37 protein-coding genes are annotated in these 21,297 nt (G+C 50.8%); 6 read left to right on the forward strand and 31 right to left on the reverse strand.

The features are described from left to right. Positions 1–292 precede the first annotated feature (292 nt). Positions 293–847 (forward strand): gamma carbonic anhydrase family protein, encoded by a 555-nt coding sequence (locus IAE30_RS14670; RefSeq protein ID WP_200680271.1) that lies wholly within the window; start codon positions 293–295, stop codon positions 845–847. Here IAE30_RS14670 and IAE30_RS14675 read toward each other — a convergent pair. Genes IAE30_RS14675 through dprA form a run of 6 tightly spaced genes read right to left on the reverse strand, consistent with a single transcriptional unit; the run spans position 823 to position 4,610 of the window. Then, positions 823–1,071: a DUF1488 domain-containing protein gene (locus tag IAE30_RS14675; RefSeq protein ID WP_200680273.1), complete on the reverse strand. Its 249-nt coding sequence runs from the start codon at positions 1,069–1,071 to the stop codon at positions 823–825. The genes IAE30_RS14670 and IAE30_RS14675 overlap by 25 nt on opposite strands. Continuing rightward, a complete protein-coding gene (aroE, locus tag IAE30_RS14680; protein WP_038644347.1) occupies positions 1,068–1,886 on the reverse strand; it encodes a shikimate dehydrogenase in 819 nt (272 codons plus the stop codon). Before aroE ends, IAE30_RS14675 begins: the two co-directional genes overlap by 4 nt. Positions 1,887–1,889: 3 nt before the next feature. Then, positions 1,890–2,465 carry an L-threonylcarbamoyladenylate synthase type 1 TsaC gene (gene tsaC / locus IAE30_RS14685; protein WP_045833801.1) on the reverse strand — a complete coding sequence of 192 codons (576 nt, stop codon included), beginning with the start codon at positions 2,463–2,465 and terminating at the stop codon, positions 1,890–1,892. Next, positions 2,462–3,016, reverse strand: a complete 555-nt coding sequence (locus IAE30_RS14690) for a type I DNA topoisomerase (protein WP_071845583.1) — start codon at positions 3,014–3,016, stop codon at positions 2,462–2,464. Before IAE30_RS14690 ends, tsaC begins: the two co-directional genes overlap by 4 nt. 24 nt (positions 3,017–3,040) lie before the next feature. Beyond that, positions 3,041–3,514, reverse strand: coding sequence for a DUF494 family protein Smg (gene smg / locus IAE30_RS14695; RefSeq protein ID WP_034830723.1), 474 nt, complete (start codon positions 3,512–3,514; stop codon positions 3,041–3,043). Then, positions 3,486–4,610 (reverse strand): DNA-protecting protein DprA, encoded by a 1,125-nt coding sequence (gene dprA / locus IAE30_RS14700; RefSeq protein ID WP_200538688.1) that lies wholly within the window; start codon positions 4,608–4,610, stop codon positions 3,486–3,488. Before dprA ends, smg begins: the two co-directional genes overlap by 29 nt. A gap of 112 nt (positions 4,611–4,722) precedes the next feature. Between dprA and def the strand changes: the two genes are divergently transcribed. From def to mscL, 5 genes are all read left to right on the forward strand, one after another. Next, positions 4,723–5,235, forward strand: coding sequence for a peptide deformylase (gene def, locus IAE30_RS14705; RefSeq protein WP_034830726.1), 513 nt, complete (start codon positions 4,723–4,725; stop codon positions 5,233–5,235). A gap of 21 nt (positions 5,236–5,256) precedes the next feature. Beyond that, positions 5,257–6,201, forward strand: a complete 945-nt coding sequence (gene fmt / locus IAE30_RS14710) for a methionyl-tRNA formyltransferase (RefSeq protein ID WP_038644343.1) — start codon at positions 5,257–5,259, stop codon at positions 6,199–6,201. Between the two features lie 43 nt (positions 6,202–6,244). Then, positions 6,245–7,531 carry a 16S rRNA (cytosine(967)-C(5))-methyltransferase RsmB gene (rsmB, locus tag IAE30_RS14715; RefSeq protein WP_038644341.1) on the forward strand — a complete coding sequence of 429 codons (1,287 nt, stop codon included), beginning with the start codon at positions 6,245–6,247 and terminating at the stop codon, positions 7,529–7,531. A 31-nt stretch (positions 7,532–7,562) separates the two neighbouring features. Next, positions 7,563–8,939, forward strand: coding sequence for a Trk system potassium transporter TrkA (trkA, locus tag IAE30_RS14720; protein WP_038644340.1), 1,377 nt, complete (start codon positions 7,563–7,565; stop codon positions 8,937–8,939). 111 nt (positions 8,940–9,050) lie between these two features. Further along, positions 9,051–9,464, forward strand: a complete 414-nt coding sequence (mscL, locus tag IAE30_RS14725) for a large-conductance mechanosensitive channel protein MscL (RefSeq protein ID WP_034830732.1) — start codon at positions 9,051–9,053, stop codon at positions 9,462–9,464. Positions 9,465–9,481: 17 nt separating this feature from the next. On the opposite strand, the gene IAE30_RS14730 is transcribed toward mscL, so the two are convergent. From IAE30_RS14730 to rplV, 25 genes are all read right to left on the reverse strand, one after another. After that, positions 9,482–9,700, reverse strand: a complete 219-nt coding sequence (locus tag IAE30_RS14730) for an alternative ribosome-rescue factor A (protein ID WP_200680275.1) — start codon at positions 9,698–9,700, stop codon at positions 9,482–9,484. Between the two features lie 50 nt (positions 9,701–9,750). Beyond that, complete coding sequence (gene zntR / locus IAE30_RS14735; RefSeq protein ID WP_200538690.1) at positions 9,751–10,188, reverse strand: Zn(2+)-responsive transcriptional regulator; 438 nt, start codon at positions 10,186–10,188, stop codon at positions 9,751–9,753. Position 10,189: 1 nt separating this feature from the next. After that, positions 10,190–10,561, reverse strand: coding sequence for a DUF1992 domain-containing protein (locus IAE30_RS14740; protein ID WP_038644337.1), 372 nt, complete (start codon positions 10,559–10,561; stop codon positions 10,190–10,192). Between the two features lie 110 nt (positions 10,562–10,671). Next, entirely contained in the window at positions 10,672–11,058 is a 387-nt protein-coding gene (gene rplQ / locus IAE30_RS14745; RefSeq protein ID WP_003850180.1) for a 50S ribosomal protein L17, read from the reverse strand. A 40-nt stretch (positions 11,059–11,098) separates the two neighbouring features. Beyond that, positions 11,099–12,088, reverse strand: coding sequence for a DNA-directed RNA polymerase subunit alpha (rpoA, locus tag IAE30_RS14750; protein ID WP_007891688.1), 990 nt, complete (start codon positions 12,086–12,088; stop codon positions 11,099–11,101). Between the two features lie 25 nt (positions 12,089–12,113). Further along, a complete protein-coding gene (rpsD, locus tag IAE30_RS14755; protein ID WP_007891687.1) occupies positions 12,114–12,734 on the reverse strand; it encodes a 30S ribosomal protein S4 in 621 nt (206 codons plus the stop codon). A 31-nt stretch (positions 12,735–12,765) separates the two neighbouring features. Then, on the reverse strand, positions 12,766–13,155 hold the full coding sequence (gene rpsK / locus IAE30_RS14760) for a 30S ribosomal protein S11 (RefSeq protein ID WP_004160563.1): 390 nt from the start codon (positions 13,153–13,155) through the stop codon (positions 12,766–12,768). 16 nt (positions 13,156–13,171) lie between these two features. Continuing rightward, complete coding sequence (rpsM, locus tag IAE30_RS14765; protein ID WP_034830736.1) at positions 13,172–13,528, reverse strand: 30S ribosomal protein S13; 357 nt, start codon at positions 13,526–13,528, stop codon at positions 13,172–13,174. Between the two features lie 146 nt (positions 13,529–13,674). Continuing rightward, the gene (rpmJ, locus tag IAE30_RS14770) at positions 13,675–13,791 is read right to left on the reverse strand and encodes a 50S ribosomal protein L36 (protein ID WP_004160566.1); all 117 of its coding nucleotides are present in this window, start codon (positions 13,789–13,791) and stop codon (positions 13,675–13,677) included. A 32-nt stretch (positions 13,792–13,823) separates the two neighbouring features. Further along, complete coding sequence (gene secY, locus IAE30_RS14775; RefSeq protein ID WP_007891686.1) at positions 13,824–15,155, reverse strand: preprotein translocase subunit SecY; 1,332 nt, start codon at positions 15,153–15,155, stop codon at positions 13,824–13,826. Between the two features lie 7 nt (positions 15,156–15,162). Further along, complete coding sequence (gene rplO / locus IAE30_RS14780) at positions 15,163–15,597, reverse strand: 50S ribosomal protein L15 (RefSeq protein ID WP_034830738.1); 435 nt, start codon at positions 15,595–15,597, stop codon at positions 15,163–15,165. Positions 15,598–15,600: 3 nt separating this feature from the next. Next, positions 15,601–15,780 (reverse strand): 50S ribosomal protein L30, encoded by a 180-nt coding sequence (gene rpmD / locus IAE30_RS14785; RefSeq protein WP_021186404.1) that lies wholly within the window; start codon positions 15,778–15,780, stop codon positions 15,601–15,603. A 5-nt stretch (positions 15,781–15,785) separates the two neighbouring features. Continuing rightward, entirely contained in the window at positions 15,786–16,286 is a 501-nt protein-coding gene (gene rpsE, locus IAE30_RS14790) for a 30S ribosomal protein S5 (RefSeq protein ID WP_007891679.1), read from the reverse strand. Between the two features lie 14 nt (positions 16,287–16,300). After that, the gene (gene rplR, locus IAE30_RS14795; RefSeq protein WP_008104733.1) at positions 16,301–16,654 is read right to left on the reverse strand and encodes a 50S ribosomal protein L18; all 354 of its coding nucleotides are present in this window, start codon (positions 16,652–16,654) and stop codon (positions 16,301–16,303) included. Positions 16,655–16,663: 9 nt separating this feature from the next. Next, positions 16,664–17,197 carry a 50S ribosomal protein L6 gene (rplF, locus tag IAE30_RS14800; protein WP_038644335.1) on the reverse strand — a complete coding sequence of 178 codons (534 nt, stop codon included), beginning with the start codon at positions 17,195–17,197 and terminating at the stop codon, positions 16,664–16,666. A gap of 12 nt (positions 17,198–17,209) precedes the next feature. Next, positions 17,210–17,602, reverse strand: a complete 393-nt coding sequence (gene rpsH / locus IAE30_RS14805) for a 30S ribosomal protein S8 (RefSeq protein ID WP_007891668.1) — start codon at positions 17,600–17,602, stop codon at positions 17,210–17,212. 32 nt (positions 17,603–17,634) lie between these two features. Continuing rightward, entirely contained in the window at positions 17,635–17,940 is a 306-nt protein-coding gene (gene rpsN / locus IAE30_RS14810; protein ID WP_007891666.1) for a 30S ribosomal protein S14, read from the reverse strand. 14 nt (positions 17,941–17,954) lie between these two features. After that, positions 17,955–18,494: a 50S ribosomal protein L5 gene (gene rplE, locus IAE30_RS14815; protein WP_013510763.1), complete on the reverse strand. Its 540-nt coding sequence runs from the start codon at positions 18,492–18,494 to the stop codon at positions 17,955–17,957. Positions 18,495–18,508: 14 nt separating this feature from the next. Next, positions 18,509–18,823, reverse strand: coding sequence for a 50S ribosomal protein L24 (rplX, locus tag IAE30_RS14820; RefSeq protein ID WP_034830741.1), 315 nt, complete (start codon positions 18,821–18,823; stop codon positions 18,509–18,511). 10 nt (positions 18,824–18,833) lie between these two features. Further along, positions 18,834–19,205 carry a 50S ribosomal protein L14 gene (gene rplN, locus IAE30_RS14825; protein WP_006120590.1) on the reverse strand — a complete coding sequence of 124 codons (372 nt, stop codon included), beginning with the start codon at positions 19,203–19,205 and terminating at the stop codon, positions 18,834–18,836. A 169-nt stretch (positions 19,206–19,374) separates the two neighbouring features. Then, positions 19,375–19,629: a 30S ribosomal protein S17 gene (gene rpsQ, locus IAE30_RS14830; RefSeq protein ID WP_038644333.1), complete on the reverse strand. Its 255-nt coding sequence runs from the start codon at positions 19,627–19,629 to the stop codon at positions 19,375–19,377. Continuing rightward, the gene (gene rpmC, locus IAE30_RS14835) at positions 19,629–19,817 is read right to left on the reverse strand and encodes a 50S ribosomal protein L29 (RefSeq protein ID WP_034830743.1); all 189 of its coding nucleotides are present in this window, start codon (positions 19,815–19,817) and stop codon (positions 19,629–19,631) included. The genes rpsQ and rpmC overlap by 1 nt, the downstream gene beginning before the upstream one ends. Continuing rightward, the gene (gene rplP / locus IAE30_RS14840) at positions 19,817–20,227 is read right to left on the reverse strand and encodes a 50S ribosomal protein L16 (RefSeq protein WP_002438716.1); all 411 of its coding nucleotides are present in this window, start codon (positions 20,225–20,227) and stop codon (positions 19,817–19,819) included. The genes rpmC and rplP overlap by 1 nt, the downstream gene beginning before the upstream one ends. Before the next feature lie 12 nt (positions 20,228–20,239). Next, complete coding sequence (gene rpsC, locus IAE30_RS14845) at positions 20,240–20,938, reverse strand: 30S ribosomal protein S3 (RefSeq protein WP_034830744.1); 699 nt, start codon at positions 20,936–20,938, stop codon at positions 20,240–20,242. A 17-nt stretch (positions 20,939–20,955) separates the two neighbouring features. Further along, positions 20,956–21,288, reverse strand: a complete 333-nt coding sequence (rplV, locus tag IAE30_RS14850; RefSeq protein WP_007891659.1) for a 50S ribosomal protein L22 — start codon at positions 21,286–21,288, stop codon at positions 20,956–20,958. Positions 21,289–21,297 lie beyond the last annotated feature (9 nt).

Raw genomic sequence — 21,297 nt, forward strand, 5'->3', positions numbered from 1 at the left:
GCGTATATTACGCTTTCCTCCTTCAGAGTCAAACACTTTTTTCAGCGTTTTATCTGGCGGGGTGAATCGCTTCACTCCCTGCTGAGCCGCTTGCGTTGCCGCTTTGCCGTCTCAGTGGATGCGCATTATAGGGATCCGATTTTTTTGCACAACCCCTTTTTTCGATCTTTTTAATCGACTGGCGAGTTTTCAATCTTTTCGCTGCGATCGCGAGCGATCCGCTCAAAATTCATCTTGTTTGCCCGCCTGATAAGCCGCAGGCTAGGGGGAAAAGTGCAAAAGGAGAACGATCATGTCTGTAGCCCTACGACCTTATAAGAACCATTTTCCACAAATCGGCGATCGCGTAATGATCGATCGCAGTAGCGTGGTGGTGGGTGAAGTGCAACTCGCCGACGATGTCAGCATCTGGCCGCTGGTTACTATCCGCGGTGATGTGAACAAAGTTGTGATAGGTAAAAGAAGCAATATTCAGGACGGCAGCGTTTTACATGTCACGCACAAGTCCACCAGCAACCCGGAAGGGCATCCTTTAGTGATTGGTGAAGACGTGACTGTCGGTCATAAAGCGATGCTGCACGGCTGTCATATCAGCGATCGCGTACTGGTTGGCATGGGATCGATTTTGCTGGATGGTGTGTTTGTTGAAGAGGATGTCATGATTGGAGCGGGTAGTCTGGTTCCGCCGGGTAAAAGACTGGAGAGCGGCTATCTCTATTTAGGCAGCCCGGTTAAACAAATCCGCCCATTGAGTGAGGCGGAAATCGCAGACCTGCTCTATTCATCGAGCAATTATGTTGGCTGGAAAGATGAATACCTCGCTCAGGAAAGCCAGATCCAACCTTGATCATCGATCTCATCCTGCCGGATAAGCGCTTCTTCTTCTTCTTCCAGATCCCAGCGATGCGCGCTAAACAGCGCCATCGCAGCACCCGTTCCAAATCGATCCTGTAATCCGTCGAGCTTGATAGCACAAGTTAACTCCATTCCTTGCACCAGCACCGGAAAGACGATCGCTCCTCGTTCCTCGTCCCAACGTTCACGATCGGGAAAATGGATCGCCTGATTCACTCCTTCATGGCCTGCTTTAATTGAGCAATAACGGGGGTAATTTCTGGCATCACGCCATGCCACAGTTGGAAAGCATGCGCCGCCTGCCCCACCAGCATGCCCAATCCATCTGCCAGCTGACCCGCACCGTGCTGCTGACACCACAACAAGAATGGCGTCAGCCCTTGCTGATAGAACATGTCGTAGCAGCGTGTTTGCGGGGTGATCAATGAGTCTGGCAACGGCGGCACTTTACCCTCAACGCCACTGGAAGTTGCATTGATGATCAGATCAAATGCCTGACCGGAGAGCTCAGCAAAGCCGTTGGCCTGGATATCCCCACTATGCTGGAAGATATCTGCCAATTCTTCAGCGCGGGCAACCGTTCGGTTGACCACTACCACTGAACATCCAAAAGAAAGCAGGGGAAGGATCACACCTCGAGCTGCCCCACCGGCTCCCACCAGTAAAATGCGGTCACCAGAACGGATCAAATTCAATCGTTCCAGATCGCTTAGCAGGCCAATCCCATCGGTATTATCACCAAAGATCGAGCCATCTGCCTTTTTCTTTAAGGTGTTAACCGCCCCAGATAAGGCTGCACGTTCACTGAGTTCATCGGCCAGTTCCCACGCCTGTTGTTTAAATGGCAGTGTGACATTTGCACCTTTTCCACCGACAGTAAAAAAGTCGCTAATTGACTGAGGAAACCCCTCCAGCGGTGCACAAACCCGGCCATAGGTGTGCGCGATTCCTGTCTGCTCGGCAAAAAGGCTATGAATGAATGGTGACTTACTGTGTGCAATGGGATGACCAAAAACGGCGAAGTGTTCCATAAATTAACCCTGACGAATAAGTTCGCCGCTGATAACGTCGCGAATTTCAGAAGGATTTAACCGCCCGCCCGTTGCAGCGTGCAACACGGGGAATTGAGCACCGAATTGCTGTGCAACTTCATCAGCATTGCGGCACGGCGCCTCGCCGGAGAGATTGGCGCTGGTAGACACCAATGGTTTGCCGAAGCCACGGCAAAGTGCCTGCACATCCGGATGATCGCTAACGCGGATAGCCAGCGAATCGAAACGTCCTGTTAGCCAGCGTGGCGTATGAGGTGTTGTCGGAACCACATAAGTCACCGGCCCTGGCCAGCTAGCAAACATGCGCTCACGCTGTAGCACCGTGAGCTCACGATCGGCAATGTAGGGTTCCAGTTGCGCATAATCTGCTGCAATCAGGATAAGCCCTTTCTCAACCGGACGCTGTTTGAGCGCCAGTAAGGCCATGACGGCGCTTTCGCTATCGGGATCACAGCCTAAGCCAAATACCGCTTCTGTTGGATAGGCAATAACCGCCTGCTGTTGTAGTTGCTCGATGCAAAACTCGAGACTTCCGGGAACATACGCTTTTTGCTTCATGATCGTTCTTCGTCCTGGGCGATGAGCTTGCCACAGCGTTTGCTGGCGCATAAGCGCTTCATGCCTTGTACGGTTTTCTTCTCTATTAATAAGGGAAACTGGCAATGCGGACAGATACCTTCAACAGGCGTTGCATTGATTGCAAATTGGCAATCGGGGTAACGGTCGCAGGAGTGAAAGGTTTTGCCATAGCGCGAACGGCGCTGAACCAGCTTTCCGTTCTGACATTGGGGACAGGCAATCGCGGTCTCGTCGGGCTTATCGATGGTTTCTGTGTAATCACATTCAGGATAGTGGCTACAACCAACAAACATCCCAAATCGCCCCTGACGCAGAACTTTATCTGCGCCACACTGAGGACACACGTGCCCTTCCAGCACTTTAACGATATGCCCATCGGCCTGATTTTTCAGGGGACGAACATAATCACAGGTTGGATAATTCACACAGCCAAGAAACGGGCCGTGTTTACCACTGCGTATCACTAAATCTGCCCCGCAAGCGGGGCAGGGATCGTGTTTACGCACAGAAAACAGTGCTGGTTTACTCATATTTCCGGATACATTAATCGCAAATTAATGCAGCATACCTTCATTGACGTCGAATAACAGTTCTTCCATCTGCTGATAAGCGTTTTCACATCCAGGGATGTTAAACAGCACCATCAGCACCACCCATTTAAGATCTTCAAGATCGAATTCCTGAGTATCAAGAGCCGTGACCCGTTCGATGACCATCTCGCGCGTTTCCATATTCAGCACCTGAACTTGTTCCAGGAACAAAATAAAACCGCGACAATCAGCATCAAGACGCTGGCATTCCTCGTCCGTATAAATTCGCATTGAGAGCGGGTCGGCAGCCAATTGTACTGGCGCGACCAGACCATCCTGATAGTCCGCTAAACGTTCAAGCCAATTCAACGCATTGTAGATATCTTCACGATGAAAACCCGCATCGGCCAAATCATCGGTCAATTTATCCTGGTCAACACGCATTTCAGCTTCGTTGTGGATATAGGTCTCAAACAAGTACATAAGTACGTCGAACATGGCATGCCCTCCTCAATCGGACATAGCCGCCGGGTACAGCTGCGATCCATCCTGCTAACTCCAGCTCCAGCAACTGGGCTGCGATAACTGGCACAGGTTGGCCGGCACGTTCAGCGACGACGTCAACAGGTGTAACCTCATCACCTACGTTAGCCAACACGCTTGCAAATGGCAATGGAACATCGTCACTGTCTTGTGAATATATTGTTTCTGAAGTGGTTGCCGGCAGCCATTGCAAATTGGAATGCAAATCTTCAAGGATGTTATTTGGATGGGCAACCAACAGTGCTCCCTGCTGAATCAACCAATGCGTACCTTCACTGCCATCATTACCCAATGCTCCGGGTAACGCATAAACATTGCGATTTTGTTCCAGCGCGCAGCGAGCCGTGACCAGCGAACCGCTTTTCAGTGAAGCCTCAACGACCAGCACTCCCTGGCTCAACCCACTGATGATGCGGTTACGGCGCGGAAAATTAACAGCATGTGGCGCCATATCAAGAGGAAATTCAGAGACTAAAGCCCCTTCGTTATCCATGATCGCCTGCGCCAGCGACTGATGGCTTTTGGGGTAGATATGTTGCAAGCCGCTACCCAGCACTGCGATTGTTTTACCACTTGCATCCAAGGCTGCACGGTGTGCAACGCCATCAATACCGCGAGCCAGTCCGCTGGTGATGGTCAACCCACTGAGTGCAAGTTGCTGTGTAAACCATGTGCCCCACTCTTTGCCATAGTGGGAACAGTGCCGACTGCCCACCACAGCTAATTGCGGTGTCTGCAAAACGGAGAGGTGACCAGATACATAGAGCAATGAGGGGCGTTGACTGATTTCAGCCAGGTGGCCCGGATAATCAGCATCTATGCAGGAGACTAAATGATGATGAGGTTGATCCAGCCACTGTAACGTGCGCGCCAGTTGCCGTGGGCAATAATCGTTAAACTGTTGGCGCTGCAATTCATTCAAACCATGGCTGTGCAGTAATTCGTCATCGACGGCGGCACCGTTTTGCAAATTCCGCGCGAGATTCACTACGCGATGCCGGCGCAGGCCTTTAACATTTGCCAGCCGGAGTATCCCTTCCACTCGCTCCACGCGTCCATCCTTAAGCCTGCTCACATGCGGTGCAATGCTGTCAATCAGGCCACAAAAAGTCTACAATATGAGGTAGTAATCTTTTCTTTAACGCATACAGATCTGGATATTTATGTCAGTTTTGCAGGTATTACATTTCCCTGATGATCGCCTTCGCAAAATCGCTGCGCCGGTGGCTACCGTAAACGCAGACGTTCAGCGCATTGTCGATGACATGTTTGAAACCATGTACGCCGAAGAAGGCATTGGCTTAGCGGCCACTCAGGTCGACATTCATCAACGCATCATTGTTATCGATGTTTCTGAAAATCGAGACGAACGTCTGGTGTTGATTAACCCGGAACTGCTGGAAAAAAGCGGTGAAACCGGCATTGAAGAGGGTTGCCTCTCAATCCCTGAACAACGTGCCTTCGTGCCGCGTGCGGAATGGGTCAAAGTCCGTGCGCAGGATCGTGACGGTAAAAGTTTTGAGTTGGAAACGGATGGTCTGCTGGCAATTTGCATTCAGCATGAAATCGACCACCTGGATGGCAAGCTGTTTATCGATTATCTGTCGCCGCTCAAGCGTCAGCGCATTAAACAGAAACTGGAAAAGCTGGCCCGCATGAATGCACGCGAAGCCTGAGTACTAACAGAAGGTTAAACTGTGTCTGCATCGCTAAAAATTATCTTTGCCGGTACACCTGACTTTGCAGCGCGTCATCTCGACGCGCTGCTTGCTTCTGAGCATCAGGTGGTTGGCGTATTTACTCAGCCCGATCGTCCATCGGGCCGCGGTAATAAACTCACTCCAGGTCCCGTCAAAGTGCTGGCGCAGTCACACGATGTTCCTGTGTTTCAGCCGAAATCGCTAAAACCTGAAGAGAACCAACAACTGGTCGCGGATTTGCAAGCCGATATCATGGTCGTGGTGGCTTATGGCCTGATTCTGCCGAAGGCCGTTCTCGATATGCCGCGACTCGGCTGCATCAATGTCCATGGTTCACTCCTGCCACGCTGGCGCGGTGCGGCACCTATTCAACGTTCGCTCTGGGCTGGCGACCGCGAAACCGGCGTGACCATCATGCAGATGGATGTGGGTCTGGATACGGGTGACATGCTGCATAAGCTCTCCTGCCCTATCACGCCTGAAGACACCAGCGCATCACTGTATGACAAACTGGCCGAGCTCGGGCCACAAGGCATGCTGGATACACTCGACCTGCTCGCTAGCGGCAAAGCGCAACCGGAAGTGCAGGATGAAGCACTGGTTTCTTACGCTGAAAAGTTGAGCAAAGAAGAGGCGCGTCTTGATTGGTCACTTTCTGCTGTACAGCTTGAGCGCTGCATTCGCGCCTTCAATCCCTGGCCGGTGAGTTTCTTCCTGATCGAGGATCAGCCCGTCAAAGTGTGGCAGGCTAGCGTTTTACCTCATCAGAACAAACGGCCGGGCGAAATCATCCATGCTGATAAAAATGGCATTCAGATTGCCACCGCTGACGGCGTACTCAATCTACTTTCGCTGCAGCCTGCGGGTAAGAAAGCCATGTCCGCGCAAGATCTGCTGAATTCGCGTCGTGAATGGTTTGCCACTGGCACCCTTCTGGCCTGATCTCCAGCCCGGTTTAACCGGGCTTTTTGTTTGATGAATGAATATGAAAAAAGCAACTAACCTGCGTAGCCTTGCCGCGCAACTCATTGAACGCGTGGTAGATAAAGGTGAATCACTCAGTGCCATTCTGCCTGGCGCGCAAAAAACATTGGCTGATAAAGATGGCGCGCTGTTGCAGGAACTCTGCTTTGGCGTAATGCGCACTTTGCCGCAGCTGGAAGCGCTGATTGGCAAACTGATGGAGCGCACGCTAACGGGTAAGCAGCGCGTGCTGCACTACCTGATCATGATTGGGTTGTATCAGTTGCTGTACACGCGCGTGCCAGCACATGCCGCACTGGCCGAAACGGTTGCAGGTGCAGAAGTGCTAAAACGCACGGCGCTGAAGGGATTGATTAACGGTGTGCTACGTCAGTTCCAGCGTCAGCAAGAAACGCTGCTTGCTGAAGTGGATCAAGGCCCGCAGCGCTACTGGCATCCCGGTTGGTTACTCAAACGTTTGCAGACCGCATGGCCAGATCGTTGGCAGCAGATCGTTGACGCCAATAATCAGCGTCCGCCGATGTGGTTGCGCGTCAATCGTCAGCATCATAGCCGCGATACGTGGCTAAGCCTGTTGCAGGCTGAAGATAAAGCAGCTTTCCCCGCCGATGCGCCGGATGCTCTGCGTCTTGAATCCCCTGCCCCCGTCAGTCAGCTACCGGGCTTCGATCAAGGATGGGTGACAGTACAAGACTTGTCTGCACAGCGCTGTGCTCTGCTGCTTGAGCCACAAAACAATGAAGCCATTCTCGATCTCTGTGCAGCACCTGGCGGCAAGACCACGCATATTCTGGAAATCGCCCCTCAGGCAAACGTGCTGGCCGTGGATATTGATCAACAACGTTTGACTCGCGTGCATGAAAATCTCCAGCGCCTGGGCATGCAAGCCGAAGTCCGCCAGGGCGATGGCCGGACACCTGCAGAGTGGTGCGGCGACCAGCAATTTGACCGTATTCTGCTGGATGCACCTTGTTCTGCAACCGGTGTGATTCGACGTCATCCTGATATTAAATGGTTGCGCCGTGATCGTGATATCCCAGAGCTGGCTACACTGCAGCGCGAAATCCTCAATGCAGTTTGGCCACGTTTGAAATCCGGCGGCACGATGCTTTACGCGACCTGCTCGATCCTGCCCGAAGAAAACCATCAGCAGATCGCGGCCTTTCTGGCTGAGCACGATGATGCTGTCGCTGAGCAGCTGCCCGAAGGCCAAATCAATGGGTGGCAAGTCTTCCCGAGCGTTGATGGCGGTGACGGATTCTTTTACGCTAAATTAATAAAAAAATAGCGCGGCGCATTCTGACAAGAGCGATTCAACGATGAAAATTATTATCCTCGGCGCCGGGCAGGTTGGCGGCACGCTTGCTGAAAACCTGGTGGGCGAAAATAACGACATCACGGTTGTAGATACGGATGCCACCCGTCTGCGCGCGTTGCAGGACAAATTTGACCTGCGCGTAGTGCACGGCCATGGTTCCCATCCACGTATATTGCGTGAAGCCGGCGCTGAAGATGCCGATATGCTGGTTGCTGTCACCAATTCCGACGAAACCAACATGATTGCCTGTCAGATTGCCTATTCGCTCTTCAATACACCGAACCGAATTGCCCGTATTCGCGCGGCGGAATATTTGCGGGATGCCGAAAAGCTGTTTGTACCGGAAGCTGTGCCGATCGATCATTTGATTTCACCGGAACAGTTGGTGATCGACAACATCTATCGCCTGATTCAGTATCCTGGCGCATTGCAGGTCGTTAACTTTGCCGAAGGAAAAGTGAGCCTTGCGGTAGTTAAAGCTTATTACGGTGGGCCTCTGGTCGGTAACCCGTTGTCCATTTTGCGTGAACATATGCCGCATATCGATACACGCGTAGCGGCTATTTTCCGTCAGGACCGCCCTATTCGCCCTCAGGGTTCAACGATTGTCGAAGCGGGCGATGAAGTTTTCTTTATTGCCGCAAGCCAGCATATTCGCGCGGTAATGAGCGAAATGCAGCGCCTTGAGAAACCCTACAAACGCATTATGCTGGTCGGCGGCGGCAACATCGGTTTTGGTTTGGCCCAGCGGTTGGAAAAACAGTACAGCGTGAAGTTGATTGAACGTAATCAACAACGCGCAGCAGAACTGGCTGAACGTCTGCACGACACCGTGGTGTTTTATGGTGATGCTTCAGATCAGGAATTGCTCGCCGAAGAACATGTTGATCAGGTGGATCTTTTCATCGCCGTCACCAATGACGACGAAGCCAACATTATGTCGGCCATGCTCGCAAAGAAGATGGGAGCGAAAAAGGTCATGGTTTTGATCCAGCGTCGTGCTTATGTCGATCTGGTTCAGGGTAGCGTGATCGATATTGCCATCTCTCCGCAGCAGGCCACCATTTCCGCCCTGCTTGGTCACGTGCGCAAGGCAGATATTGTTGGCGTCTCCTCACTGCGACGCGGTATTGCCGAAGCTATCGAAGCTATCGCACACGGGGAAGAGACCACGTCCCGCGTGGTGGGCCGTTTAATTGAAGATATTAAACTGCCGCCAGGTACGATAATCGGTGCCGTCGTACGTGGTGATGAAGTCATCATCGCGAATGACAATGTGCGTATTGAGCAGGGCGACCATGTCATTATGTTCCTGACAGATAAGAAGTTTGTCCCCGATGTTGAACGTCTCTTCCAGCCAAGTCCTTTCTTCCTCTAAATCGCCGCGGGCGTTTGCCCGCCATGATAATTTTGCTTAATCCGCTGTTATCATGGCAATTGCACAAAGGTTTGTTAGACTTTAGCCATTGGCCAAGGCAAGGAGATAACAATGAGTTTATTCAAAGAGTTTCGTGATTTTGCAATGCGTGGGAACGTGGTTGATTTGGCAGTCGGTGTGATTATCGGTGCCGCTTTCGGCAAGATTGTTTCATCACTGGTCGCGAATATCATCATGCCACCACTGGGATTACTGATTGGTGGGGTCGATTTTAAACAGTTTAAGTGGGTCCTAAAACCGGCCGAGGGTGATGTACCTGCTGTCGTAATGGAATACGGTAACTTTATTCAAACCATTTTTGACTTTGTAATCGTTGCCTTTGCCATCTTTATGGCCATCAAGTTGATGAACAAGTTGTATCAGAAGAAAGAAGTTGAAAAACCAGCGCCAAAGCCAACCAACGAAGAAGTGTTGCTCACTGAAATTCGCGATCTGTTGAAACAGCAGAACAGCGATAAATTGTGATAAAAAAGCCGCCATGTTCAGGCGGCTTTTTTGTCTGTAAAGCAGAAGGCCAGTGATAAACTTTTCTGCTTATCACTGGCCTCCCAGTTTCTACCCTTCAGATGTTTATCTTTACGTCGGTAGCTGCCTTTCCCTTTCTGATTCTGTTCAACTCGCTGACGAAACAGCGGATCATGTAACAGTGCCTCCAAAGCGTTATCGTTAATCTTGCCTTTGCGATGCTGATAGCGACTCATAGTGTCCTCCGGTTAATAATGGCGCAACTATAGGCTTTCCTGCGTGAAATTCAATCCTTGCTACAACAAATTTCCACCTGCGGCTCTTCACCTTTTTCCAGCGCTTCAAGGATAGAACAGCAGGCACTGCTATGTAGGTCCCCGCAACAGGTCGCGGCTAAACGTTCTAGTGAGCGCTGAATGGTTTGCAACTCGGTAATCATACCATTCACTTCATCCAGACGTCTGGCAACGATCGCTTTGGACTCCTGGCAGGTATGGTGTTCGGGATCGATACGGATCGATAATAAACCGCGGATCGAATCCAGGCTAAAACCGAGCTGACGCCCATAGCGAATGAAGCGCAAGCGCTGAAGATCATCATCGTTATAGAGACGGAAGCCACCTTCAGTACGAATCTCATGATCCATCATTTGCTGCTTTTCATAAAAACGTATGGTGTCAGGTGTGACGTCCGCAAGTTTAGCCAGCTGGCCAATTTTATACATGTTACTTCTCCTGCAATAGACGATGCCGAACGGGCCCGCCATATTCACCACGTAAAAAATCTGTGCTCATACCGGCCTGCTGTAACTTCATCTCCAGCAGGGTTAATCTTTTATTGAGTTCACTGACTTGATGATCGTCAGGATCCAAATGCTGTAAAAGATCGTTGAGTTGCACAGCTTCGCGGCGCATTTCAAGTTCAGGGGGTAAAAAACCTGAGTTTTTCAGCAGTCGATATGCCGTGCGTAACTCTGGCGGCACGCCACTTTCGTCTTCGAGCTGCAAAGGTGCACCTTCACCAGGTAGATTACTCAGTTCACCTTTTTCCTGCGCGGCGCGTATCTGCTGCTCTACCAGCTGGTCAATTAACCACATAATGAACCTCTGCGACTGACAACAGCGTTCAGCATAGCGAAAGATGGGGGAGATGGGGAATTGGAGGCAATAAAAAACCCGCCGAAGCGGGTTTTCTACGTTACTGCAAATTACTCTGCAGCAGCTTCTGCTTGAGCTTCTGGACGATCAACCAGCTCGATGTAAGCCATCGGAGCGTTGTCACCAGCACGGAAGCCACACTTCAGAATACGAGTGTAACCACCGGCACGGCTCGCGAAACGCGGGCCCAGCTCGTTAAACAGTTTTGCCACGATCTCGTTATCACGAGTGCGGGCGAATGCCAGACGACGATTAGCTACGCTGTCGGTCTTGGCAAGAGTAATCAGCGGCTCAACTACGCGACGCAGTTCTTTGGCTTTCGGCAGAGTCGTTTTGATGATCTCGTGACGAACCAGAGAACCGGCCATGTTGCGGAACATAGCCTGACGATGGCTGCTGTTGCGGTTCAGTTGACGACCACTCTTACGATGGCGCATGACCTTATCCTTCTCAGTGAAACCTTAACCTGTGATCTGATTATTCATCAGCAATGCTTGCTGGTGGCCAGTTTTCCAGGCGCATGCCCAGAGACAAACCACGTGAAGCGAGCACATCTTTAATCTCAGTAAGAGATTTTTTACCAAGGTTAGGCGTTTTAAGCAGCTCAACCTCGGTACGCTGTACCAGATCACCGATGTAGTGGATAGCTTCTGCCTTGAGGCAGTTAGCAGAGCGGACAGTCAATTCCAGATCGTCAACAGGGCGCAGCAGGATCGGATCGAATTCTGGTTTCTCTTCTTTCACTTCCGGCTGACGTACATCACGTAAGTCAACGAAAGCTTCCAGTTGTTCTGCCAGGATGGTAGCCGCACGACGAATCGCCTCTTCAGGATCGATTGTGCCGTTGGTTTCCATTTCGATGACCAGCTTGTCCAGGTCGGTGCGCTGTTCTACACGCGCTGCTTCAACATTGTAGGCGATACGGTCTACAGGGCTGTAGCAAGCGTCAACCAACAGACGGCCGATTGGGCGCTCATCTTCTTCCGAATGAATTCGGGCAGAAGCCGGCACATAACCACGACCACGCTGAACTTTGATACGCATGCTAATAGATGCGTTTTCATCGGTCAGATGGCAGATCACGTGCTGCGGCTTGACGATTTCGACATCACCGTCGTGGGTGATATCGGCTGCAGTCACAGGGCCAATGCCAGATTTATTCAAAGTAAGGATGACTTCATCTTTACCCTGAACTCTTACCGCCAGCCCTTTCAGATTGAGCAGGATTTCCAGGATATCTTCCTGTACGCCCTCTTTGGTGGAGTACTCGTGGAGCACGCCATCGATCTCAACCTCGGTCACCGCGCAACCCGGCATGGAAGAAAGCAGAATACGGCGCAGTGCGTTGCCAAGAGTATGGCCAAAGCCACGCTCTAATGGCTCAAGGGTCACCTTGGCGTGCGTCGAACTCACTTGCTCGATATCTACCAGGCGCGGTTTTAGAAACTCTGTCACAGAACCCTGCATTGTGTCCTCTCTTTGGTACTAAGCTTTACTTAGAGTAAAGCTCGACGATCAGGTGTTCGTTAATGTCCGCAGACAGATCAGTACGTTCAGGAATACGCTTGAACACACCTTCCATCTTAGTCGCATCAACTTCCAGCCAGGTTGGCTTTTCACGCTGCTCAGCCAGCTCCAGAGCGGCCTTCACGCGAGATTGCTGTTTGGCTTTCTCACGGATGCTAACGACATCATTCGGAGATACCTGATAAGAAGCGATGTTAACAACGCGACCGTTTACCAGGATAGATTTATGGCTAACCAGCTGACGTGCTTCTGCACGAGTGGCGCCAAAGCCCATACGGTAAACAACGTTATCCAGACGACCTTCCAGCAGAGCCAACAGGTTTTCACCGGTGTTGCCTTTCAGACGTGCTGCTTCTTTGTAGTAGTTACGGAACTGACGCTCCAGTACGCCGTACATACGACGAACTTTCTGCTTCTCACGTAACTGACCGCCGTAGTCAGACAGACGCGGTTTACGCGCACCGTGCTGGCCAGGTGGTTGTTCAATTTTGCACTTGGTATCGATCGCGCGAACGCCAGACTTAAGGAATAAGTCGGTGCCCTCACGACGGCTCAGCTTGAGCTTAGGACCCAAATATCTTGCCATTTTCTTTCTCCAACTAACCTAAAAACGGGCGTTAAACGCGACGTTTTTTCGGCGGACGACAACCGTTGTGAGGGATTGGAGTCACATCAGTAATATTAGTGATGCGGAAACCAGCAGCGTTCAGAGCACGAATTGTTGATTCGCGGCCTGGACCTGGACCCTTAACCATAACTTCCAGATTCTTAATACCGTAATCTTTCACTGCTTCTGCACAGCGCTCTGCAGCTACCTGAGCAGCAAACGGAGTAGATTTACGTGAACCGCGGAAACCGGAACCACCGGCGGTTGCCCAACCCAGTGCGTTACCCTGACGATCAGTAATGGTAACGATGGTGTTGTTAAAAGATGCATGGACATGAGCCACGCCATCTGAGACTTGCTTTCTTACACGCTTGCGTGCACGAACTGGTGCCTTTGCCATTATTTACTCACCCCGATTATTTCTTGATCGGTTTACGCGGACCCTTACGGGTACGTGCATTGGTCTTAGTACGCTGACCGCGAACTGGCAGACCACGACGATGGCGTAAACCACGATAGCAACCAAGGTCCATCAGACGCTTGATGCTCAGGGTGATTTCACGGCGCAGATCACCTTCAACAACGAATTTACCAACTGCTTCACGCAGCTGTTCAATTTGTTCTTCAGACAGCTCTCTGATCTTAACATTTTCAGCGATACCCGTTGAAGCACAGATGGCTTTAGAACGGGTCTTGCCGATACCGAAGATCGAAGTTAATGCGATTACGGTATGTTTTTGATCAGGAATGTTAATGCCTGCTATACGGGCCACTATGCACTCCTATAATTAAATAAATGCGTCCCATGCTGAAAAGCCCGTTTTCAGGATACTCAAATGGTAACGCATCGACATACAAAAGATTGGCTGGCTAATCTAGCCAGCTCAACCCGACTTTGCAAGAAAAATATGTGACAATATCAGCCTTGGCGCTGTTTATGCTTTGGCTCGGCGCTGCAAATCACACGTACGACACCGTCGCGGCGGATGATTTTGCAGTTACGACATAATTTCTTGACGGAAGCACGAACTTTCATTTTTACTCTCCGTAACTTCTCAAGCGCCTGAATTAACGGCCGTAGCCTTTCAGGTTTGCTTTCTTCAATGCAGACTCATACTGACTCGACATCATCAGAGTTTGCACTTGAGCCATAAAGTCCATGATGACAACCACTACGATAAGCAGCGATGTGCCGCCAAAGTAGAAGGGAACCTTCATGGCATCACGCATGAACTCCGGGATCAGGCAGATAAAGGTAATGTACAGTGCGCCGATTAAGGTCAAACGTGTCATTACTTTATCGATATACTTCGCCGTTTGCTCTCCCGGACGAATTCCCGGTACGAATGCTCCAGACTTCTTCAAGTTATCAGCTGTTTCACGTGGGTTGAAAACCAACGCCGTGTAGAAGAAACAGAAGAAGATGATTGCAGTCGCATAGAGTAGCACATAAAGCGGCTGTCCTGGTTGCAAATACAGCGAAATTGTTGTCAGCCAGTTCCAACCGGTTCCGCCCCCGAACCATGACGCGATGGTTGCTGGGAACAGAATAATGCTGGAAGCAAAAATAGCCGGAATTACACCCGCCATATTCACTTTCAACGGTAAATGTGTGCTCTGTGCAGCATATACACGACGACCTTGCTGACGTTTAGCGTAGTTGACCACAATGCGGCGCTGGCCACGCTCAACGAAAATAACAAAGAACGTCACTGCAAATACAAGAACTGCAACCAACAGCAACAGGAGGAAGTGCAGGTCACCTTGCCGCGCTTGCTCGATGGTATGGCCAATGGCCGGCGGGAGACCCGCAACAATACCTGCGAAGATAATGATCGAGATACCGTTACCGATACCTCGTTCAGTAATCTGTTCGCCCAGCCACATCAGGAACATTGTCCCGGTAACCAGACTTACAACAGCGGTAAAGTAGAATGCGAAACCTGGATTCATTACCAGGCCTTGCATTCCAGGCATATTCGGCAGACCGGTAGCAATACCGATCGACTGGAATACAGCCAGAACCAGGGTGCCATAGCGAGTGTACTGGCTAATCTTACGACGACCAGCTTCACCCTCTTTCTTAATCTCGGCCAACGCTGGGTGAACCACCGTCAGCAACTGGATAATAATAGAGGCCGAAATATACGGCATAATACCCAGTGCGAAGATTGAGGCACGACTGAGAGCACCACCAGAGAACATGTTGAACATTTCAATGATGGTGCCACGCTGTTGCTCAAGCAGTTTGGCAAGTACAGTGGCATCGATACCAGGGATTGGAATAAAAGAGCCAATACGGAAGACAATCAGTGCACCGATAACAAACAAAAGTCTGCGCTTCAGTTCACCAAAGCCACCTTTGGCACTTTGAAAATCTAATCCCGGTTGCTTTGCCATCTGCTACTTATTCCTCGATTTTACCGCCAGCAGCTTCGATTGCAGCACGCGCACCTTTAGTGACACGCAGACCACGAATCGTTACCGGTGCAGAAACTTCACCAGACAGAATCACTTTCGCGAACTCGATCTGAACACCGATGATGTTGGCTGCTTTCAGAGTATTCAGGTCAACAATACCGCCTTCAACTTTCGCCAGGTCAGACAGACGAACTTCTGCAGTGACCATTGCTTTGCGAGAGGTGAAACCGAATTTCGGCAGACGACGATACAGAGGCATCTGACCACCCTCGAAACCGCGACGTACGCCACCGCCAGAACGAGAGTTCTGACCTTTGTGACCACGACCACCGGTTTTACCGAGGCCAGAACCGATACCACGACCCAGACGCTTAGAAGCGTGTTTAGACCCTTCGGCCGGAGACAGAGTGTTTAAGCGCATCTCTTACTCCTCCACTTTCAGCATGTAGGAAATCGCGTTAACCATACCGCGCACTGCTGGCGTGTCTTCACGCTCAACGGTATGACCAATACGACGCAGACCCAAGCCAACCAGAGTGGCTTTGTGCTTAGGCAGGCGGCCGATTGAACTGCGGGTTTGTGTAATTTTAATAGTCTTAGCCATCGTGATTACCCCAGAATTTCTTCAACGGATTTACCACGCTTGGCAGCGACCATTTCTGGAGAATTCATATTGCCCAGGCCATCGATAGTTGCACGAACCACGTTAATCGGGTTAGTAGAACCATACGCTTTAGCCAGAACGTTATGTACTCCAGCAACTTCTAAAACAGCGCGCATTGCACCGCCGGCGATGATACCGGTACCTTCAGAAGCTGGCTGCATGAACACACGAGAACCCGTGTGAGCACCTTTAACAGGGTGCTGCAGGGTGCCGTGAGTCAGCGCGACGTTAATCATGTTGCGACGGGCTTTCTCCATCGCTTTCTGGATCGCTGCTGGAACTTCACGCGCTTTACCGTAACCAAAACCAACGCGGCCGTTACCATCACCCACTACAGTCAGTGCGGTGAAGGAGAAAATACGACCACCTTTTACAGTTTTAGATACACGGTTTACCGCGATCAGTTTTTCCTGCAGTTCGCCAGCTTGTTTCTCGATGTTTGACATCTTAGACCTCTACCTTAGAACTGAAGGCCAGCTTCACGGGCAGCATCTGCCAGTGCCTGGACACGACCATGATATTGGAACCCGGAACGGTCGAAAGAAACATTTGTAATGCCTTTCTCGACAGCGCGCTCAGCCAGAGCTTTACCTACGGCTGCAGCAGCGTCTTTGTTACCGGTGTACTTCAGTTGTTCGGCAATAGCTTTTTCTACAGTAGAAGCAGCAACCAGAACTTCGGAACCGTTCGGGGCGATCACCTGTGCGTAAATATGACGCGGGGTACGATGTACCACCAGGCGAGTAGCACCCAGCTCTTTGAGCTTGCGACGTGCACGGGTCGCACGACGGATACGAGCAGATTTCTTATCCATAGTGTTACCTTACTTCTTCTTAGCCTCTTTGGTACGCACGACTTCGTCGGCGTAACGAACACCCTTGCCTTTGTAAGGCTCAGGACGACGGTAGGCGCGCAGATCCGCTGCAACCTGACCAATCAGCTGTTTATCAGCGCCTTTCAGCACGATCTCAGTCTGAGTTGGACATTCAGCAGTGATGCCGGCCGGCAGTGCATGGTCAACAGGGTGAGAGAAGCCCAGGGCCAAGCTCACAGAGTTGCCTTTAACAGCTGCACGATAACCAACACCAACCAGTTGCAGCTTCTTGGTGAAGCCTTCGGTAACACCGATAACCATGCCGTTCAGCAGCGCACGAGCAGTACCTGCCTGTGCCCAAGCGTCCGAGAAGCCTTCGCGTGGAGCGAAAGTCAGGGCGTTGTCTGCATGCTTAACTTCTACAGCACTGTTGATAGTACGAGTCAGCTCGCCGTTTTTGCCTTTGATCGAAATTTCCTGACCGTTGAGTTTTACCTCTACGCCCGCAGGAACAACGACAGGTGCTTTTGCAACACGAGACATTTTATCCTCCGATTACGCTACGTAGCAGATAATTTCGCCACCAAGACCAGCTTGGCGCGCTGCACGATCAGTCATGACACCTTTAGAGGTAGAAATTACAGCGATGCCCAGACCAGCCATTACTTTTGGCAGCTCATCTTTTTTCTTATAGATGCGCAGACCTGGACGGCTAACACGCTGAATGCTCTCTACCACAGCCTTGCCCTGGAAATACTTTAAAGTAACTTCCAGCTCAGACTTGATGTCGCCTTCGATTTTAAAATCTTCAATGTAGCCTTCTTCCTTCAGCACGTTGGCAATTGCCACTTTCAGCTTGGAGGAAGGCATAGAGACCGCAACTTTGTTCGCGGCCTGACCGTTACGGATACGGGTCAGCATATCCGCGATCGGATCTTGCATGCTCATCTGTGTTACTCCCGTGATTCAAATGGTGACAATTACCAGCTAGCCTTTTTCAGACCCGGGATTTCACCGCGCATTGCGGCTTCACGGACCTTGATACGGCTCAACCCAAACTTCCGCAGGAAACCGTGCGGACGACCTGTCTGACGGCAGCGGTTACGCTGACGGGAAGGGCTGGAATCACGCGGCAGACTCTGCAGCTTGAGAACGGCATCCCAACGATCTTCGTCGGATGCGTTCACATCAGAAATGATCGCTTTCAGTTCAACGCGCTTAGCGAAGAACTTGTCTGCTAATTTCACACGCTTTACTTCGCGTGCTTTCATCGATTGCTTAGCCATTAAGTAACCCTACCTTACTTGCGGAACGGGAAGTCAAAGGCAGCCAGCAGAGCACGGCCTTCATCATCAGATTTCGCAGTAGTGGTAATGGTAATATCCAAACCACGAACGCGATCGACTTTGTCATAATCGATTTCTGGGAAGATGATCTGCTCACGAACGCCCATGCTGTAGTTACCACGACCATCGAAAGACTTAGCAGACAGGCCGCGGAAGTCACGAATACGTGGAACAGCAATAGTGATCAGGCGCTCAAAGAACTCCCACATGCGCTCGCCGCGCAGAGTTACTTTACAGCCGATCGGATAGCCCTGACGGATTTTGAAGCCTGCAACTGATTTGCGTGCTTTGGTGATCAACGGTTTTTGACCGGAGATTGCTGCCAGGTCAGCTGCTGCGTTATCCAGCAGTTTCTTGTCAGCGATCGCTTCACCAACACCCATGTTCAGGGTGATCTTCTCGACCCGAGGGACTTGCATGACAGAATTGTAGCCGAACTCAGTCATGAGTTTCTGGACTACTTCGTCTTTGTAGTAATCATGCAGTTTCGCCATCGTACTACTCCAAATTACTTGATAGTTTCGCTATTAGACTTGAAGAAACGGACTTTTTTGCCTTCTTCGAATCTAAAGCCTACACGGTCAGCCTTGCCGGTTGCCGCATTGAAGATTGCAACGTTAGAAACCTGAATAGCAGCTTCTTTTTCAACGATGCCGCCTGGTTGGTTCAGAGCCGGAACCGGCTTCTGGTGTTTCTTAACCAGGTTGATACCTTCAACGATGACCTTACCAGAAGTCAGGACATTCTTTACTTTACCGCGTTTACCTTTGTCTTTACCGGTAATCACGATAACTTCGTCGTTACGACGGATTTTCGCTGCCATTGCTCGCTCCTTAGAGTACTTCTGGTGCCAGAGAGATAATTTTCATGAACTTTTCAGTACGAAGTTCACGAGTTACCGGCCCAAAAATACGCGTACCGATAGGCTGCTCGCTGTTATTGTTTAAAATAACGCATGCATTACCATCGAAGCGAATGACAGAACCGTCCGGGCGACGAACACCCTTCCTGGTGCGCACCACTACCGCCTTCAGGACATCACCTTTCTTAACTTTACCGCGAGGAATTGCTTCCTTGATGGTAACTTTAATGATGTCGCCGACGCCTGCGTAGCGACGGTGCGAGCCACCCAGAACCTTGATACACATTACGCGACGTGCACCGGAGTTGTCGGCGACGTTCAGCATAGTCTGTTCTTGGATCATTTTAGTGCTCCGCTAATGTCAACTACTACTTCGGGACCCAAACCTCAGGTCGTTAAAAAGCCCCATAATTGAGGGCGCGGCATTATAACACCGGATCTCGCAGATGGGTAGAAAAAATGAACGGCTCAGACGAGCCGTTCATTTTATTTTTTAGAGGAAGCGGATTCTATTACAGAATCGCTTTCTCTACAACGCGAACCAGCGCCCAAGACTTAGTCTTAGACAGTGGACGGGTTTCGCGGATTTCTACCACGTCACCGATTCCACATTCGTTGTTCTCGTCATGGATGTGCAGCTTAGTCGTACGCTTGATGAACTTACCGTAGATCGGGTGTTTCACGACACGTTCGATAGCAACAACTGCAGATTTCTGCATTTTGTCACTAATTACACGACCCTGCAGAGTACGGATTTTATCGGTCATTACGCCGCCTTCTCAGTCAGTAAAGTCTTAACACGTGCAACATTACGGCGCACTTGCTTCAGCAGATGTGTCTGCTGCAGCTGGCCGGATGCTGCCTGCATGCGCAGGTTGAATTGCTCACGCAGCAGGTTAAGAAGCTCAGCGTTCAGCTCTTCAACGCTTTTTTCACGCAGCTCATTTGCTTTCATTACATCACCGTCTTAGTAACAAAGGTGGTTTTGATAGGCAGTTTTGCTGCTGCCAGCTTGAATGCTTCACGGGCAAGCTCTTCCGGAACACCGTCCATTTCATACAGGACTTTACCCGGTTGGATCAGGGCAACCCAATACTCCACGTTACCCTTACCTTTACCCATACGCACTTCAAGCGGCTTCTCGGTGATCGGTTTGTCCGGGAATACACGGATCCAGATCTTACCTTGACGCTTAACTGCACGGGTCATAGCACGACGTGCTGCTTCGATCTGACGAGCAGTCAGACGACCACGGCCAACAGCTTTCAGACCGAAAGTACCGAAGCTGACATCCGTACCCTGCGCCAGACCACGGTTGCGGCCTTTGTGCACTTTACGGAATTTCGTACGCTTTGGTTGTAACATCAGCGACTCTCCTTACTTACGGCCTTTACGCTGCTGCTTTTTAGGTTGAGCAGCCGGTTCCGGTTGTTCAACAGCAGCCATACCACCCAGGATCTCACCTTTGAAGATCCATACCTTAACGCCGATTACACCATAAGTGGTGTGCGCTTCAGAGGTGTTGTAGTCAATGTCTGCACGCAGAGTGTGCAGTGGCACGCGACCTTCACGGTACCATTCGGTACGTGCGATCTCGGCTCCGCCCAAACGGCCGCTAACTTCAACTTTAATACCCTTCGCGCCCAGACGCATTGCGTTCTGAACAGCACGCTTCATAGCACGACGGAACATCACACGACGCTCCAGCTGTGAAGTGATGCTATCAGCAACCAATTTAGCGTCCAGTTCCGGTTTACGGACTTCGGCGATATTGATCTGTGCAGGAACGCCAGCGATTTTCGCTACGACCGTGCGCAGTTTTTCTACGTCTTCACCTTTCTTACCGATAACGATACCCGGGCGAGCGGTGTGAATGGTCACACGGATGCTCTTAGCCGGACGCTCGATAACGATACGAGATACAGACGCTTTAGCCAGTTCCTTAGTCAGGAACTGACGTACTTTAAAATCGCTGTCCAGGTTGTCAGCGAATTCTTTGGTGTTCGCAAACCAGGTAGAGTTCCATGGTTTTACAATACCCAGGCGAATACCATTAGGATGTACTTTCTGACCCATTGCTAGTCTCCAGAGTCTCAGCGATCGGACACAACCACAGTAATGTGGCTGGTGCGCTTCAGGATGCGATCTGCACGACCTTTCGCACGCGGCATAATGCGCTTCATGCTTGGGCCTTCGTCTACGAAGATTTTCGCGACTTTCAGATCGTCGATATCAGCGCCATCGTTGTGTTCGGCGTTCGCAATGGCAGATTCCAGGACTTTCTTAACCAACACAGCAGCTTTCTTGTTGGTGTAGGTCAGAATATCCAGAGCCTGCGACACTTTCTTACCGCGAATCAGGTCAGCAACAAGGCGGACCTTCTGAGCAGAAGAACGAGCATGGCGATGTTGAGCAATAGTTTCCATCTCTTCCTC

Origin of the sequence: Pantoea sp. S61 (genome assembly GCF_016625145.1) — a bacterium.
Lineage (GTDB): Bacteria > Pseudomonadota > Gammaproteobacteria > Enterobacterales > Enterobacteriaceae > Pantoea > Pantoea rwandensis_B.